Here is a 15,735-nt window from a genome sequence, read left to right on the forward strand (position 1 = left end):
GGCGAGTATTCAGCGATCAGCGATCGATTTCGTCAGGACGCGCGATCGCGACCGGCCTGCTTGAGCCGTCGCTTGATGAGGTCGGCCCTGCGGTAGATGTCGTCTGGATTCTCATCCTCCCCGATCTCGACCGCCGCGACGCTGGCCGTCAGGATCGAGGCGTCGGACCTCGCATGCGGCACGGCCGCCTCGCTGAGTTTGATGCGAAGCTGTTCGGCAATCCGCCGAGCCTGCTCCAGGCGGCAGTCGTAGAGCAGCAGCGCGAATTCGTCGCCGTCCAGCCGGCTCGCCACGTCGAGCGGCCTGCGGGCGAAGGCGTTGACCACATTGGCTACCGTCGTCAGTGCGGCGTCACCCGCTTCATGGCCGTAATGGTCGTTGTAGGCCTTGAACTGGTCGATGTCGAGCAGAATGAAGGCCAGTGCCGTGCGCTCACGGGCCGCTTGCAGGCGAGCGCTGGTGATATGCACATCCAGCCAGCGGCGGTTGTGCAGGCCGGTCAGCGGGTCGAGGTAGGCCTGCTCGGCCAGCAGGCTGCGCAACAGAAACTGTTCGCGATGCGACTGTTCGCGCAGATAGCCGCCCACGCCGGCCACGACGGTGGTCAGCAGCATCATGCCGATCAACCGTTCATGGGTTTCGGCCAACGCGCTCGGCAGCAGGATGATCCCGGGCAGCACGCCAAGCAGGGCCGCGACCGAGGCGACGAACAAGGCCTGGCGAAAAACGAATCCCAACGGAAAGAACGCGCTCATCACGAGCAGCAGCAAGGGCAGGTCGGTCGTGGCTTTTCCCTCCAGCTTGTAGAGCGTCACGATGATGCCCGTAGCGGCCGTCATCGGCAGCAGGCTGAGCGCGGTGGACACATCGAGCGTCAGGTGCCGGTGCAGGTGACGCCGCGACAGCTTCGTGGCCAGCCCGAACAGCAGCAGCCCGATCACGAGAACCCGGCCCGACAGGATCACCCAGGTGTCCCGCGCGTAGTTCGGGAAGTGCTCGTTCGGCTCCATGCGCACGAAGTCGGCGGCCAGAAATAGCAACCAGGTCACCAGGGCGAGGATGCCGCAGACGATGCCCGCGGGCCGCTGGGCCATGCGCACATGGGTGACGTATTCCTGCTCGAGCGCAGGCTCGAAACGCAGACCCCGAAAGCCGGCCTGCAGTTGGCGCGCGTACGCGCTGGTGGCGGCTTCGCCGGTCAGCAGGTCGTCGTCGAGCGCGGCCAACCGATCGGGCGCCAGCCGGCGAACCTGACGCTCCTCGACCCAGTGCGAACCTTCGCCAAAGATTTCGTTGGCCGTTTCAGCCACGATCTCATAGTCGCGTCGCAGCTCGGCGGCGAAAGGCGTCCAATTGCCATAGCTGCGCATGTCGTGTTCCTGATGGGACACGTCCGGGCTCCAGCTGAGGCGGATTTCTTTCATCGCAGATGTGGGCGGGCCCAGGTGGCAGGGCAGGTGGATCGGTGCAGATGTTATCGGCAGTGGTCCGTTGACCTTGAAGGCTGTGTCAATTTCACATCGACACTTCCATTATTTAACATAATATACATTGTGTTATTTATTCAAAGGTATCATCTGCGCCGGCCCATGCAGAAATCTCCTCACACCGCCGCGCTGGCGTTGACCGCGCTCACCTTCGCCTTCGGCCTGAGCCAGTTCTTTCGCAGTTGCCTGGCCGTGATGGCGCCCGAACTGCAGCTGGACCTCGGGCTCTCGTCTGCGCAATATGGCGCGATGTCGTCGAGTTTTTTCCTGGCGTTTGCTTTTGCGCAGTTGCCGGTGGGCATTGCCTTTGACCGTTACGGCGTCGGTCGTCCCACCGCCGCACTGCTCGCGGTGGGCGTGCTGTCGGCTGTTGCGTTCTCGCTGGCGCGCGGGCCGCTCGGCGGTGTGGTCGCCCAGGTCGGCCTCGGTATCGCCTGCGCGCCCGTGTTCATGGCGCTCCTGCATTACGCATCGGAAAACCTCGATGGACACCGTTACGCCAGGACCGTGAGCCATTCGAATGCGTTCGGCATGCTGGGCGCGCTGTGCGCGACGGCGCCGCTCGGATGGCTCGTTCATGCGGTGGGCTGGCGCGCAGCCATGGCGGCTTCGGTGCCGATGATGGGCCTGGCCTGTTGGGGGGTGTGGCGCTTTGCGCGCGATAAGGGTCATAGCGCAGCGCGTGCAGAGTCGCCCGGCACCATGGTTCTGGTCAGCTTGCGCTTGCTGCGCATCGCGCCGCTCTGGACGTTGATTCCGCTGTGCGTGGCCATGGCCGCCGGCACGGCGTTTCGCAATACCTGGGGCGGCGTTTACCTGTCGGATGTCTTCGGTCTGGATGCCGGCGGCCGCGGGCTGGGTCTCACGGTGCTGACCGTCGCTTGCTTCTGCTCGGCCTTCGTGCTGCCGATGCTGATGCGGCGTTCCCACCTCAAGTCAACGATCATGGGATGGGTCTGCGTGTCGGTGCTCGCCGCGCTGGCTTTGTGGGCGGCGCCAGCGGCCGGTCTGGGCGTCGATCTGGCCTTGCTGTCGCTCTTGTGCATTGCCGGCATGGTGCATCCGCTCGTGATGTCGCACGGCCGCGAGCTGGTGCCGGCGGCGCTGCGTGGACGCGCAATGGGCGTGCTCAACACCTTTGTTTTCGTCGGTGCGGCACTCGCTTCGTGGGGCTTCGGCTGGATCGCACAGCGCGCCAGCCTGCAAGGGCTTGGCGCGGCGGCGGCATTCGGCAACATTTTCGCGACCGCAGCGCTCGCGCTGGTGCTCGGCCTGCTGGCCTATGCATGGAGTCCCCGCGTGAGGCCCTGAAGTTTTTCAGTGCCTGCGCTCAGGCAAGCCGGACGCCATCACCACTTGCCCGCGTTGGGCGACTTGGCGCGCATGGCTGCGGCGATCATCTGTTCGGCGTCGGAGCGCTTGCCCTTGACCGCGAAATCCAGCGCCGTCATGCCGAGCTCGTTTTTCATCAGGGGGTCTGCGCCCTCCTCCAGCAGCAGCTTCACGCTTTCGGGCGAGCCGTACATCGCCGCCATCATCAGCGGCGTGGTGCCGTTGGGGGACTGGGCGTCGATGAAGGCGTACTTGTCGAGCAACACCTTGATGATGGTGAGCTGCCCGCTGGAGGCCGCATAGTGCAGCGGCGTCCAGCCGGTCTTGTTGACGGCGGCATCGCGCGCGAGCAGTTGGGTGACCAGATCCTGCTGACCCTTGATCGCGGCCAGCATCAGCGCGCTTTCGCCGCTCGCATTGAGCACGTTCACGTCGGTCTTCGGCGACTCGAGCAGCACGTCGATCACCTTGGGTGACGGCTCTCGCAGCGCGATCAGCAGCCCCGTGAGGCCTTTCTCGTCGCGCGTGTTGGGGTCGAAGCCGCGGTTGAGCAGCGTGCGCACGCCGCTCGCGTTGTCCGCCCGTACGGCGCGAAAGAAGTCCTCGAAAGAGCCGGCATGCGCCACCGAGGCGCCCATGAAGGCGCCCGCGAGCACGGCCAGGCAAAGAAATCGTCGAGTGGGCTGTGATGTCATGCGTTCACGCTGCTGAACAGCGTCTCGAAGTTGGTGCTGGTGGCTTGCGCAACGGCCTCCACAGGAATCTGGCGCAGTTCGGCAATCTGGCGCGCAACGAAGGGCACGTACGACGGATTGTTGGTCTTTCCGCGGTAGGGCACGGGCGCGAGATAGGGGCTGTCGGTCTCGATCAGCATCCGGTCCAGCGGCACGAAGGTGGCCACGTCGCGGATGTCCTGCGCCTTCTTGAAGGTCAGGATGCCGGAAAACGAGATGTAGAAGCCCAGGTCGAGCGCCGCACGCGCCACCTCGGCGGTCTCGGTGAAGCAGTGGAACACGCCGCCGGCCGCGCCGCCGGTGCCGTCCTCGCCCTCTTCCTTCAGGATCGCCAAGGTGTCCGCCGAGGCCTCGCGCGTGTGGATCACGAGCGGTTTGCCCGTCTGCTGTGCGGCACGGATGTGCACGCGAAAACGCTCCCGCTGCCATTCCATGTCGGCGATGGTGCGACCGCCCTTGCGTTCTTCCATCTGGTAGTAGTCGAGGCCGGTCTCGCCAATGGCGACCACCTTGGGCAGCGCTGCGCGGCGCACCAGGTCGTCCAGGGTAGGCTCGGCGATGTCCTCGTTGTCGGGGTGCACGCCCACACTGGCCCAGAAGTTGTCGTAGCGTGCGGCGAGTGCCTGCACGTCGTCGAACTCTTCGAGCTTGGTGCAGATGCACAGCGCGCGGTCGACCTGCGCGGCGGCCATGGCGGCGCGGATCGCCGGCATCTGGTCGGCAAACTCGGGAAATGTCAGGTGGCAGTGGGAGTCGGTGAACATCGGTCAGGTGGGGTGCGGTTCGGATGCGTTGCTGCGCCGGGCGCCAGTTATTTGGCCCAGGCGCCTGGAATCAGGCACGGCGCGTGGCCGGCGGCGCCAAGGCATTGCGCGCCTCGCTGACCAACGCCTCGAGCATCAGGCCGGCGTTGAAGGGGTGTTCGGCCGTGCGCGCAGCCTGCGCGAGCGACTTGGACCATCGCGCCAGCGCCAGCCGCGACGGAATGGCCGGCAAGTCGTCGGGCGCAAAGAAGCGCGGCGCGGCACCGGCGCCAACGGCCATCAGGTCATGGCAGAGCTTTTGCAGCGCATCGATGGCCTGGGCCGGCGCGCGCTCGGCCAGCGCGCCCACCTCGCCGCGCGCCATCGCCTTGGGCAGCAGCGACCAGGCCTTGGCCGAGTGGCCTTCGCTGGCCAGGCGCAGCGCATCGCTTGGCCGGCCGCCCGCCACACGCAGCAGGCCGGGTGCGTCGGCCACGGGAATGCCCTGGGCCACCAGCCAGCCCACCGCGGCGTCGGCGTCGGGCCACGGCAGGGTGAAGCCGAGGCAGCGGCTGCGGATGGTCGGCAGCAACTGCCAGGCGGCCTCGCTGGCCAGCACGAAACGCACGTCGCCAACGGGCTCCTCGAGCGTCTTGAGCAGCGCGTTGGCCGTGATCGCGTTCATGCGCTCGGCCGGGTACACCAACACGACCTTGCCGCATCCGCGGGCGCTGGTGCGCTGCACGAATCCGACGGTGTCGCGCATGGCTTCGACCCGGATCTCGCGGCTGGGCTTGCGCTTCTTGTCGTCCAGGTCGGACTGGGTTTTTTCATCCAGGGGCCAGCCGAGCGCCATCATCGCGGTCTCGGGCATGAGCACGGCCAAGTCGGCATGCGTGCGCACGTCGATCGCATGGCAACTGTTGCATTGGCCGCAGGCGCCTTGCGGGCCGGGCTGCTCGCACAGCCAAGTGGCGGCCAGCGCCAATGCCAGTTCGTACTGGCCCAGGCCCGAGGGCCCCTGCAGCAGCCAGGCGTGGCCGCGTTGGCGAAGCAGATCGGACAGCGGCGTGAGGAGCCAGGGCGCCAGTGGCTTCATGCGATCAGCTTGCGTTGGTGGAGCGCGATGAGGACCTGCTGCCAGACCTGGTCGCGCGACTGGCCCGCATCGATGCGAGCGAAACGGTCGGACTGCGCGGCGCGCGCCGCATAGCCGGCCGCCACGCGCCGAAAGAATTCCAGCGGCTGCGATTCGAAGCGGTCGGGCACGCGGGCGCCCGCCAGGCGTTCGGCCGCCACTTCGGCGGGCAGGTCGAACCAGAGGGTGATTGCGGGCTGCAGCAGCACCTCGGCCTCGGCCGCACCCCACTGCACCCAGCGCTCCAGCGTGGCCAGCACGTCGAGGTCGAAGCCACGCCCTCCTCCCTGGTAGGCAAAAGTGGCATCAGTGAAGCGATCGCACAGCACAACGTCGCCGCGCGCCAGCGCCGGTGCGATCACCTGCACCACATGGTCGCGGCGCGCTGCGAACACCAGCAGCGATTCGGTCAGCGGGTCCATCGGCTGGTCGAGCACCAGGCTGCGCAGCGTTTCCGCCAGTGGCGTGCCGCCGGGCTCGCGCGTACGCACGACCTGCCGACCATGGGCGCGGAACAAGGCTTCGAGTGCATCGATGTGGCTGGACTTGCCGGCCCCATCGATGCCTTCCAGCGACAGGAAAAGTCCACTCATTGACCTAGGCTCCGGATGTTGGAATCGGTTGCAGCGCTGCCGCCGCCGCGCTGGTAGCGGTTGACGGCACGGTTGTGGTCGTCGAGCGAGCTGCTGAACTGGCTGGTGCCGTCGCCGCGCGCCACGAAATAGAGCGCCTTGCTGCGCGCCGGCTGCACAGCAGCCAGCAGCGCCGCCTTGCCTGGCATCGCGATCGGCGTGGGCGGCAGGCCGCCGCGGGTGTAGGTGTTCCAGGGCGTGTCGGTCTGCAGGTCTTTCTTGCGCAGGTTGCCGTCGAAGGCCGGCCCCAGTCCGTAAATCACCGTCGGGTCGGTCTGCAGCGGCATGCCGATGCGCAGCCGGTTGACGAACACGGCGGCCACTTCGGGGCGATCATTGGCTTTGCCCGTCTCCTTTTCGACAATGCTGGCCAGAATCAGCGCTTCTTCGGCCGACTTGAGCGGCAGGTCAGCGGCCCGCGCGGCCCAGGCAGCATCGAGCTTCTTGTCCATGGCCCGCATGGCGCGCTGCAGCAAGGCAACGTCGGTCGAACCTTTTGAATAGGTGTACGTGTCGGGAAAGAAACGGCCCTCGGGGAGCAGGCCGGGCTTTCCCAACCGGGCCATCAGCGCCTCGTCGCTCTCACCCACGGTATCCGACTTGAGCTGGTCGGCCTTGGCCAGCGCGGCGCGCACCTGACGGAAGTTCCAGCCTTCGACCAGCACGACACTGCGCGTGGCTTCCTCGCCGCGCACCAACACGTTGAGCAGTTCGCGCGGTGTGATGCCGCGCTCCAGTTCGTAGCTGCCGGCGCGGATCTGCCGGTCCTGACCTGAGAAGCGGAACCAAGCATAGAGCAACTGCGGCGGCACGTCGGTGCCGGTGTCGGCGACAGCCTTGGCGGTGCCACGCGGCGTGGTGCCCGGCTCGATGGAAAGATCGACCGAGGGCGCGGGCAGCTTGAGCGGGTGGTTCACCCACCACAGCGCGGCCGCGCCGCCGCCGAGCACGACCAGCGCGCACAGCAGGAAAAGAGAAAGGAAGAATCGACGCACGAACGGGGCTCGTTGAGGGGGATAGAAGAGGATGAAGGGGGAGTCGGGAAGCCCTTCGGGCCTGGGGAAACGAGCCAGCCATGATAATTCAGCCATGACCTCTGCCGTCCTTCAGGGTGTTACAGCCCTTTCCCACCTCGGCGTGATCCGCGCCGCAGGCCCCGATGCCGCCAGCTTCCTGCACGGGCAGCTCACGCAGGATTTCGCCCTGCTGGGCACAGGCGAGGCGCGCCTGGCCGCGCTGTGCACGGCCAAGGGCCGCATGATCGCCAGCTTCATCGGGATCCGGCCTGAAAAAGAGCAGGTGCTGCTGGTCTGCAACCGCGACATCCTGGCGGCGACGCTCAAGCGCCTGTCGATGTATGTGCTGCGCGCCAAGGTCAAGCTCAGCGACGTCACCGAAGAGGTGGCCCTGTTCGGCCTCGCCGGCAGCGCACTCGCGGCCAACGGTGTCGATGCGGTCGCGGCGCCGGGGCGGCGCTGGGCGGTGCCGGCTGCGGTGCACGAGGACGCCGTCGAGCCCGCCGAAGCCAGCGTCGTGTCGCTCTACCCGGCCGATGGCGTGCCGCGCGCCCTGTGGATCGCACCGCCCGGCGCGCCGCAGCCGACCGGGGACGCGCTCGACCCCACGCTCTGGCAATGGAGCGACGTGCGCAGCGGCATCGCCATGCTGAGCACGCCGGTGCTCGATGCCTTCGTGCCGCAGATGCTGAATTACGAATCGGTCGGTGGCGTGAACTTCAAGAAGGGCTGCTACCCCGGCCAGGAGGTGGTGGCTCGCAGCCAGTTCCGCGGCACGCTCAAGCGTCGCGCCTATGTGGTCACGGCCCAGGCGCCAGTCGAAGCGGGCCAGGAAGTGTTTGCCGCAGGCGACGCCGAGCAGCCGGTGGGCACCGTGGTGCAGGCCGCGCAGGCGCCCGACGGCCGCTGGGCCGCACTCGTGTCGATGCAGATCGCCGCGCTCGAAGCCGGCGGGCTGCACGCCGGCAGTGCGACCGGCCCGGCGCTCACGGTCGAACCGTTGCCCTACGAACTGCTGGCCGACATCTGACCGAGGTCGCGCGGCGCGCGCGAGGCATGGACTGCCTCAGCAGCAGCGCCCTTTTCCACCGCCGTAGCGCGCCTGCTCGCGTTCCCTGAAGAACGCCTTTTCCGTCATCGGCGTCTGGTCGGGATGGGTGGCCTGCATGTGGCGCAGGTAGCCACCGTAGTCGGGCTGGCCGACCATGAGGCGCAGCGACTGCGCCAGTTGCCGGCCCAGGTAGCGGCCGGTCTCCGGCAGGCTCATGCCGGTGCTCATCACTTGGCGGGTAGCGCCATCAGCTCGAACGGCGTCTCGGTGACGGTCGGCCTGTTCGACGCGCGGGCGGCCAGGCAGGCGCGCACGCTGTAGACCAGCACGCTCAGCACCACGAAGATGAACAACGCGCAGAGAGCGGCGTCCAGGCGGTCGTTGAACACGATGCGCGACATCGCTTCGGGCGTCTTCGCTGGGGCGATCAGCACGCCCTGCTTCAGGCCGTCCGCGTAACGGGTCGCGTGGGCCAGGAAGCCGACCTTCGGATCGGACGAGAAGATCTTCAGCCAGCCGGCGGTCAGCGTGCAGGCGAGCAGCCAGACCGTGGGCACCAGCGCCACCCAGGCATAACGCTCGCGCTTCATGCGGAACAGCACGACGGTGCCCAGCATCAGCGCCACGGCGGCCAGCATCTGGTTGGAGATGCCGAACAGCGGCCACAGCGTGTTGATGCCGCCCAACGGATCGACCACGCCCTGGTAGAGGAAGTAACCCCAGGCCGCGACCGTGAGCGCCGTGGCGATCAGGTTGGCCGGCAGCGAATCGGTCTTGCCCAGCGCGGGCACGAAGCTGCCCAACAGATCCTGCAGCATGAAGCGGCCGGCACGCGTGCCCGCATCCACCGCGGTCAGGATGAAGAGCGCCTCGAACAGGATCGCAAAGTGGTACCAGAAGGCCATCATGCCGGGGCCGCCGAGCGCCTGGTGCAGGATGTGCGCCATGCCGACGGCCAGCGTCGGTGCGCCGCCGGTGCGCCCGAGGATGGTGGTTTCGCCCACGTCCTTGGCGGTCTGGATCAGCATCTCGGGCGTCACGACGAAGCCCCAGCTGGAGATGGTCTGGGCGACCTGGACCGGCGTCGAGCCGACCAGTGCGGCCGGGCTGTTCATGGCGAAGTAGATGCCGGGCTCGATGCATGCGGCCGCCACCAGAGCCATCACGGCCACGAAGGATTCGGCCAGCATGCCGCCGTAGCCGATGAAACGCGCATGCGATTCGTTGTCCAGCATCTTGGGCGTGGTGCCCGAGGAAATCAGCGCATGGAAGCCGGACACCGCGCCGCAGGCGATAGTGATGAACAGGAACGGGAACAGGCTGCCCGACCACACCGGGCCATTGCCCTGCGCGAACTGCGTGATGGCCGGCATCTGAAGCGTCGGCGCGACGAACACGATGCCGACGGCCAGCGCAAGGATGGTGCCGATCTTCAGGAAGGTCGACAGGTAGTCGCGCGGCGCCAGCAGCAGCCACACCGGCAAGGTGGCGGCAATGAAGCCGTAGCCGATCAGCATCCAGGTCAGCGCCTTGCCGTCGAAGGTGAAGAGCGCGGCCCATTCGGGGTTCTGGCTGACGGCCTGGCCGCCGAAGATGGCCAGCATCAGCAGCACGAAGCCGATCACCGACACCTCGCCGATGCGGCCTGGGCGCAGATAGCGCAGGTACACGCCCATGAAGAGCGCGACCGGAATCGTGGCGGCCACCGTGAAGGCGCCCCAGGGCGATTCGGCCAGCGCCTTGACCACGATCAGCGCCAGCACCGCCAGGATGATGATCATGATCATGAAAGTGCCGAACAGCGCGATCATGCCGGGCACGATGCCCATTTCCTGCTTGATCAGGTCGCCCAGCGAGCGGCCGTCCCGGCGGGTCGAAATGAACAGGATGATGAAGTCCTGCACCGCGCCGGCAAAGACCACGCCGGCCAGGATCCAGAGCAGTCCGGGCAGGTAGCCCATCTGCGCGGCCAGCACCGGGCCGACCAGCGGCCCCGCGCCTGCGATGGCTGCGAAGTGGTGGCCGAACAGCACATTCTTGTCGGTCGGCACATAGTCCAGGCCGTCGTTGTGACGGTGCGCTGGCGTCTTGCGCCATGCGTCCAGCCCCAGCACCTTGTCGGCGATGAACAGGCTGTAGTAGCGGTAGGCGATCAGGTAGACGCACACGGCGGCAACCACGATCCACAACGCGCTGATCGCCTCGCCGCGGGCCAGGGCCACGGTTCCGAGCGCGAAGGCGCCCACGAGGGCGACGACGATCCACACGAGGTGGCGGCGGATGCTCTGCATCGTATTTGTCTCCAGGAAAAAGTTCCTGGAGTGTTCCCGGCTTGTCCCCTCGCAGCATCCGTCTCACCACGCATCCGGACTGCGCGCTACTTCGTAAGGGAAGACTCTTAAGGGAAAACCCTTAATCGAGGTCAGCGCGCCTCGAACTGCCGGGCGTGCTCCACCGCGTACTTGATCAGTTCGGCCTGCCCCTCGATGCCCAGCCGGCGCTTGATGCTCTGGCGATGCGCCTCCACCGTGCGCACGCTCAGGCCAAGATCGCGCGCGATCTGCTTGCTCGACTCGCCACGCCCGAGCGCCGTGAGGATCTCGCTTTCGCGCGGCGTGAGCGTCGGGCGCTGCGACTGATTGCGAAAAAGGCGCTGCGAGACGGCCGGACTGAGGAAGGTGCCCCCACCGGAGACAGCCTCGATGGCGGCCACGATTTCCGCTGCCGGCGCATCCTTGAGCACATAGCCTCGCGCGCCCGCCTGCAAGGAACGCTGCACGTATTCGGGGTTGTCGTACATGCTCAGCATCACGACATGCAGCGACGGATCGCGCGCCAGCAATTGCGCAGCAAGTTCGATGCCGTTCATGTCCTTCATGCCGACGTCGGTCAGCACCAGATGCGGACGCAGCGTGGCGATGAGCGCCAGCGCTTCCTGTCCGCTCCCGGCTTCGCCGGCAATCTCCAGGCCGGGAAGCGCACCGAGCCGGGCACGCAGGCCATCGCGCACCAGCGGATGGTCGTCGACGAGGAACAGTCGGATGGGTGGCGCAGGATGGCTCATGCAGCCGTCCATCCTGCCACGGGTGCGCTCGCGACGATGCGCGTGCCCTGCCCGTCCGCGCGCACGTCGAGCCGGCCACCGATGGCGTCCAGCCGCTCGCGCATGTTGCGCAGGCCGATGCCTCGGTTCGGATCGAGCCGCAAGGCCTCGGGGTCGAAGCCGCAGCCGTCGTCGCCAATCTCCAGTTGCACACCGTCGCGCCGGAACGCGAGCACCACGCCCACCTGTCGGGCATGGGCATGCTTGCGCACATTCGTGAGCGCTTCCTGTGCCACACGAAAGAACGCGGTGTTCACTTCCTGCGGCAGGTCGAAGGGTGCCCCCTCGATGCGCACCTCCGCCCGCACGGTGCCCTCTTCGCCAAATTCCGCACCCAGGTGTTCCAGCGCGGCCGGCAGGCCGAGCGTATCCAGCAGGGCCGGCCGCAGCCGGTGCGAGATGCCGCGCACCTCGGCCAGCGATTCGTTGAGCCGCTGCTGCGCTTTCAGCAACGTGGCCGGTACCACCTGAGCGGCGCGTTCCAGCGTGTCGACGGCCGACTCGATCAGGAGCTTGGCCGACACCAGCGTCTGGCTCACGCCATCGTGCAACTCGCGCGACAGGTGGCCGCGCTCGTCCTCCTGCGAGCGCACGACCTGGCGGGTCAGCACGCGAAGCCGCGCCTCGGCGACCTTGTGCTCGCTGAGGTTGAGCAGCACGCCGGCCGCGCTCACCGTGCCCAGGCCGATGGCGGCGATGGCGGCGATCCAGAGCATGGTGGTGCCCACGTTGTCGCTCACCTGCTTTTGCACGGCCTGCATCGTGGTTTCGACGTCGTCCAGGTAGATGCCGGTGCCCATCATCCAGTTCCAGCGCGGCAGCGTGGTCACATAGCCGAGCTTGGGTGCGAGTTCGGTGCTCGACGGTTTGCGCCACTCGTATTCGACGAAACCGCCACCGCGTCGCGCCTGTTCGATCAGTTCCTGGATGGTGGGCCGGCCTTGCGAGTCGCGCAGGTCCCAAAGGTTGCGCCCCACGAGTTCGGGCTGGCGCGAATGCATCAGCACGCGCCCCTGCATGTCGTAGACGAAGAAGTAGCCGTCGCTGCCGTAGTCGAGCGCAGCCAGCCGGCGCAACGCCTCGTCGCGCGATGCGACATTGCTGCCGGCCGTGTCCGCGTCATGAAGCGAGCGCACCGTGCTCGCCGCCAGGTCGACGTAGCTGCGCAGTTCGGCGCGGCGCTGCGCGAGCATGTTGCGCTCGACGACCTCGCGCTCGCGGGCCGCCAGATCGCGCTGCTGGTGGTGGACCGCCATCGCCACCAGCGCGAGCGCGACGATCAGCGGTGCCACGGCCAGCACCACGATCTTGGTACGCAGCCCCATGGCCACTAGACCAGCGCCCGCCGCATCTCGATGTGCGCGATGCCCGCCTCTTCGAAGGGTTCGCCATGCGGCACGTAACCCAGGCGCGCGTAGAAGGCCTCGGCGCTGCGTTGCGCGTGCAGCATCACGGTATGGTCACCACGGGCGCGGGCCGCTTCTTCGAGCGCACCCAGCACCGCTGCACCATGGCCGCCACCGCGCACCGTGCGGTGCACGGCCATGCGGCCGATGCGCCCCAGGCCCGGTGCCTCGGCCACCAGGCGCGCGGTGCCGATTGCGCGGCCGAGCCGGTTGCGCGCCACCGCGTGCAGCGCAGTGGTGTCGTGCTCGTCCCACTCCAGCGCTTCAGGAATGTTCTGCTCCTTGACGAACACCATGCGACGCAGCGCGCCTGCATCGCGTCCGAGCGCCTGCCAATCGCCGGTCTGCACGGTGCGCATCGGCTCGCCTGCCTCGTAGCCGGTGAAGATGGCGCGCAGGGCGTCGGGCACCGGCCGCGAGGTCTGCGTGGCCGGATCGGCGAAGACGTAGACCAGCTCGCAGGTCACCAGCAACTGGTCGCCACGGAACAGCGCGCCATGGAACACGATGGACGACGTCCCCACCCGCACACAGCGCATGGCAACGTCGAGCAGGTCGTCCAGATGCGCCGACGCGTTGAATTCGATGGTGGCCTTGCGCACGTACAGGTCGCCGTCGAGCGACTGCATCGACTCCTCATAGGGCAATGCCAGCGCACGCCAGTAGTCGGCGATGGCCGTGTCGAAGTACATCAGGTAGTGCGCGTTGAAGACGATCTTCTGCATGTCGACCTCGGCCCAGCGCACGCGCAGGCGGTGGAAGAAGCGGAAGTCGGCGCGGCGCACGGGGGATGCAGGAGAAGAGTGGGTCATGGCTGGAGTGCTTGGGTCATGGCGTGTGCGGCGTCGGTGTGGGCCTGCAGCGCCTGGGGAATGGCGCGACCCATCTTGATGAATTCGTGGATCACGCCGCGGTAGATCTCCAGGTCGACAGCCACGCCGGCCGCGCGCAGCTTGTCGGCATAGGCGATACCTTCGTCGACCAGCGGGTCGGCCTCGGCCAGGCCGATCCAGGCGGGCGCCACGCCGTCGACATCGTCGGCGTGCAATGGCGCAAAACGCCAGTCGTTGCGGTCGGCCGGTGTGCGCACGTACTGGCTGAAGAACCAGGTGATGGTCGGCTCGTCGAGCAGCGGGCCGTCGGCGAAACGTGCGTGCGATGGGGTGTCCTGGTGCGCAGCGGTGCCCGGGTAGAACAGCAGCTGCAGGGCCAGCGGCAAGCGCGCGTCGCGTGCCATCACGGCGCAGGACGCGGCCAGGGTGCCGCCCGCACTGTCGCCACCGACGGCCAGGCGCGTGCTGTCCAGGCCCAGCGATGCGGCCTCGGCCGCGAGGTACTGCAGTGCGTCCCAGGCGTCGTCGTGGGCGGTCGGAAACTTGTGTTCGGGCGCCAGGCGGTAGTCCAGCGAGACCACCGCACAGCCGCTGCGTTCGGCCAGCACGCGGCAGAGCGTGTCATGCGTGGCGATGCTGCCAACGGTGAAGCCGCCGCCGTGGAAGTACAGCAGAAACGGCAGTCGCGCGTGCGACGGTGCGTACAGCCGCGCCGCGAGCGCGGTGCCGTCGCGTGCGGGGACCCGGAAATCCTCGATGCGCTCGAGCTCCGGCTTGGGCACCTCGAGCACGCCCGCGCCCTTTTCATACGACGCCTTGGCCTGCGCCGGGGTGAGGTGGCGCAAGGCCGGATGGCGCGCACGCGCCATGCGCGCGACCACGTCCGCCATCTTGGCCGTCAGCACAGGCGCATCCCTTGGACACGTTGCGCGGCGCACGCGCCCGGCGCGACAACGGCAAGGGTTTTTTTCATGGGCAAGTTCGGCTCCTGTGGTTAGGGTAGAGGATTCGGAATCCGCAAATCGTAACGCTCTCGCCATCCGCTTTTTTCTTTCCACTCCATCACCGATCCTGCAGACCCATGGCCCTCATTCAGTACCTGACCCAGATCCAGTTCGAATTCGGCGCGGTGCGCCTGCTAGCCAGCGAGTGCACGCGCATCGGCATCCAGCGGCCGCTGATCGTCACCGACGCGGGTGTGCGTGCTGCCGGCATCCTGCAGAAGGCGCTGGATGCACTGGGCGACCTGCCGGTGGCCGTGTTCGATGAGACGCCGTCCAATCCGACCGAGGCGGCCGTGCGCGCGGCCGTTGCGGTGTACCGCAGCGGCCGTTGCGACGGTCTGATCGCCGTGGGTGGGGGCTCTGCCATCGACTGTGCCAAGGGCGTGGCGATTGCCGCGACGCACGAGGGGCCGCTCAAGACCTACGCAACCATCGAAGGCGGCTCGGCGCTCATCACTGAAAACGTGGTGCCGCTGATTGCCGTGCCCACCACCAGCGGCACCGGCAGCGAGGTGGCGCGTGGCGCCATCGTGATCGTCGACGACCACCGCAAGCTTGGCTTCCACAGCTGGCACATCCTGCCCAAGGCGGCCATCTGCGACCCAGAACTCACGCTGGGCCTGCCGCCGCGCCTGACGGCCGCCACCGGCATGGACGCGATCGCGCACTGCATGGAAACCTTCATGTCGGCCGCCTTCAACCCGCCGGCCGACGGCATCGCGCTCGACGGGCTGGAGCGTGCCTGGGGCCACATCGAGCGCGCCACGAAGGACGGCCAGGACCGCGAGGCGAGACTGAACCTCATGAGCGCATCCATGCAGGGTGCCATGGCCTTCCAGAAGGGCCTGGGCTGCGTGCATTCGCTCAGCCACAGCCTGGGCGGCGTGGATCCACGGCTGCACCACGGCACGCTCAACGCCCTCTTCCTGCCGGCGGTGATCCGCTTCAACGCGGGCGCCGAATCGGTGCAGAAAGAGCAGCGCCTGCAGCGCATGGCCCAGGCCATGCATCTCGATTCCGCGGGCGACCTGGGCGACGCCATCCGCGACATGAGCGCGCGTCTGGGCCTGCCCACCGGTCTGGCCGAGGTCGGTGTGACGCCAGCGTTGTTCGAGCAAGTGATCGACGGGGCCATGGCCGACCACTGCCACAAGACCAACCCGCGCCTGGCCACCCGCGAGGACTACCGCGAGATGCTCACGGCGTCGATGTAAAGCGTCAATGTAAGGCGTCGATGCTTCCAGATTTGCGCTGAT

The 15,735-nt window shown here is 67.5% G+C and carries 15 protein-coding genes; 3 read left to right on the forward strand and 12 right to left on the reverse strand.

What is annotated here, in order from left to right:
• Positions 1 to 32 precede the first annotated feature (32 nt).
• Positions 33 to 1,424, reverse strand: a complete 1,392-nt coding sequence (locus J2W36_RS05960; RefSeq protein ID WP_307688759.1) for a GGDEF domain-containing protein — start codon at positions 1,422 to 1,424, stop codon at positions 33 to 35.
• Between the two features lie 165 nt (positions 1,425 to 1,589).
• Here J2W36_RS05960 and J2W36_RS05965 point away from each other — a divergent pair, with 165 nt between their 5' ends.
• Entirely contained in the window at positions 1,590 to 2,798 is a 1,209-nt protein-coding gene (locus J2W36_RS05965; RefSeq protein WP_307688760.1) for an MFS transporter, read from the forward strand.
• A gap of 38 nt (positions 2,799 to 2,836) precedes the next feature.
• Here J2W36_RS05965 and J2W36_RS05970 read toward each other — a convergent pair whose 3' ends face one another.
• The 5 genes from J2W36_RS05970 to mltG all read right to left on the reverse strand — a co-directional run bounded on the left by J2W36_RS05970 (position 2,837) and on the right by mltG (position 7,061).
• Complete coding sequence (locus J2W36_RS05970) at positions 2,837 to 3,514, reverse strand: ankyrin repeat domain-containing protein (RefSeq protein WP_370869269.1); 678 nt, start codon at positions 3,512 to 3,514, stop codon at positions 2,837 to 2,839.
• A complete protein-coding gene (locus J2W36_RS05975; RefSeq protein WP_307688761.1) occupies positions 3,511 to 4,317 on the reverse strand; it encodes a TatD family hydrolase in 807 nt (268 codons plus the stop codon). Before J2W36_RS05975 ends, J2W36_RS05970 begins: the two co-directional genes overlap by 4 nt.
• 70 nt (positions 4,318 to 4,387) lie before the next feature.
• Positions 4,388 to 5,395, reverse strand: coding sequence for a DNA polymerase III delta subunit-related protein (locus tag J2W36_RS05980; RefSeq protein WP_307688762.1), 1,008 nt, complete (start codon positions 5,393 to 5,395; stop codon positions 4,388 to 4,390).
• On the reverse strand, positions 5,392 to 6,027 hold the full coding sequence (gene tmk / locus J2W36_RS05985; protein WP_307688763.1) for a dTMP kinase: 636 nt from the start codon (positions 6,025 to 6,027) through the stop codon (positions 5,392 to 5,394). The genes J2W36_RS05980 and tmk overlap by 4 nt, the downstream gene beginning before the upstream one ends.
• Positions 6,024 to 7,061 (reverse strand): endolytic transglycosylase MltG, encoded by a 1,038-nt coding sequence (gene mltG / locus J2W36_RS05990; RefSeq protein ID WP_307688764.1) that lies wholly within the window; start codon positions 7,059 to 7,061, stop codon positions 6,024 to 6,026. The genes tmk and mltG overlap by 4 nt, the downstream gene beginning before the upstream one ends.
• Before the next feature lie 94 nt (positions 7,062 to 7,155).
• Between mltG and ygfZ the strand changes: the two genes are divergently transcribed.
• Positions 7,156 to 8,112, forward strand: a complete 957-nt coding sequence (gene ygfZ / locus J2W36_RS05995; protein WP_307688765.1) for a CAF17-like 4Fe-4S cluster assembly/insertion protein YgfZ — start codon at positions 7,156 to 7,158, stop codon at positions 8,110 to 8,112.
• 36 nt (positions 8,113 to 8,148) lie between these two features.
• Here the strand turns inward: ygfZ and J2W36_RS06000 are convergent, their stop codons facing one another.
• From J2W36_RS06000 to J2W36_RS06025, 6 genes are all read right to left on the reverse strand, one after another.
• Entirely contained in the window at positions 8,149 to 8,361 is a 213-nt protein-coding gene (locus J2W36_RS06000) for a YbdD/YjiX family protein (protein WP_307688766.1), read from the reverse strand.
• The gene (locus J2W36_RS06005; protein ID WP_307688767.1) at positions 8,361 to 10,424 is read right to left on the reverse strand and encodes a carbon starvation CstA family protein; all 2,064 of its coding nucleotides are present in this window, start codon (positions 10,422 to 10,424) and stop codon (positions 8,361 to 8,363) included. Before J2W36_RS06005 ends, J2W36_RS06000 begins: the two co-directional genes overlap by 1 nt.
• A 131-nt stretch (positions 10,425 to 10,555) precedes the next feature.
• A complete protein-coding gene (locus J2W36_RS06010) occupies positions 10,556 to 11,197 on the reverse strand; it encodes a response regulator transcription factor (protein WP_307688768.1) in 642 nt (213 codons plus the stop codon).
• Positions 11,194 to 12,561 (reverse strand): cache domain-containing protein, encoded by a 1,368-nt coding sequence (locus tag J2W36_RS06015; RefSeq protein ID WP_307688769.1) that lies wholly within the window; start codon positions 12,559 to 12,561, stop codon positions 11,194 to 11,196. Before J2W36_RS06015 ends, J2W36_RS06010 begins: the two co-directional genes overlap by 4 nt.
• A gap of 5 nt (positions 12,562 to 12,566) precedes the next feature.
• Positions 12,567 to 13,454, reverse strand: a complete 888-nt coding sequence (locus tag J2W36_RS06020; RefSeq protein ID WP_307688770.1) for a YbgC/FadM family acyl-CoA thioesterase — start codon at positions 13,452 to 13,454, stop codon at positions 12,567 to 12,569.
• Positions 13,451 to 14,365, reverse strand: coding sequence for an alpha/beta hydrolase (locus tag J2W36_RS06025; protein WP_307688832.1), 915 nt, complete (start codon positions 14,363 to 14,365; stop codon positions 13,451 to 13,453). Before J2W36_RS06025 ends, J2W36_RS06020 begins: the two co-directional genes overlap by 4 nt.
• A gap of 191 nt (positions 14,366 to 14,556) precedes the next feature.
• Here J2W36_RS06025 and gbd point away from each other — a divergent pair, with 191 nt between their 5' ends.
• Positions 14,557 to 15,693 carry a 4-hydroxybutyrate dehydrogenase gene (gene gbd / locus J2W36_RS06030; RefSeq protein WP_307688771.1) on the forward strand — a complete coding sequence of 379 codons (1,137 nt, stop codon included), beginning with the start codon at positions 14,557 to 14,559 and terminating at the stop codon, positions 15,691 to 15,693.
• Positions 15,694 to 15,735 lie beyond the last annotated feature (42 nt).

It is taken from the genome of Variovorax ginsengisoli (genome assembly GCF_030811835.1).
Taxonomy (GTDB): domain Bacteria; phylum Pseudomonadota; class Gammaproteobacteria; order Burkholderiales; family Burkholderiaceae_C; genus Variovorax; species Variovorax ginsengisoli_C.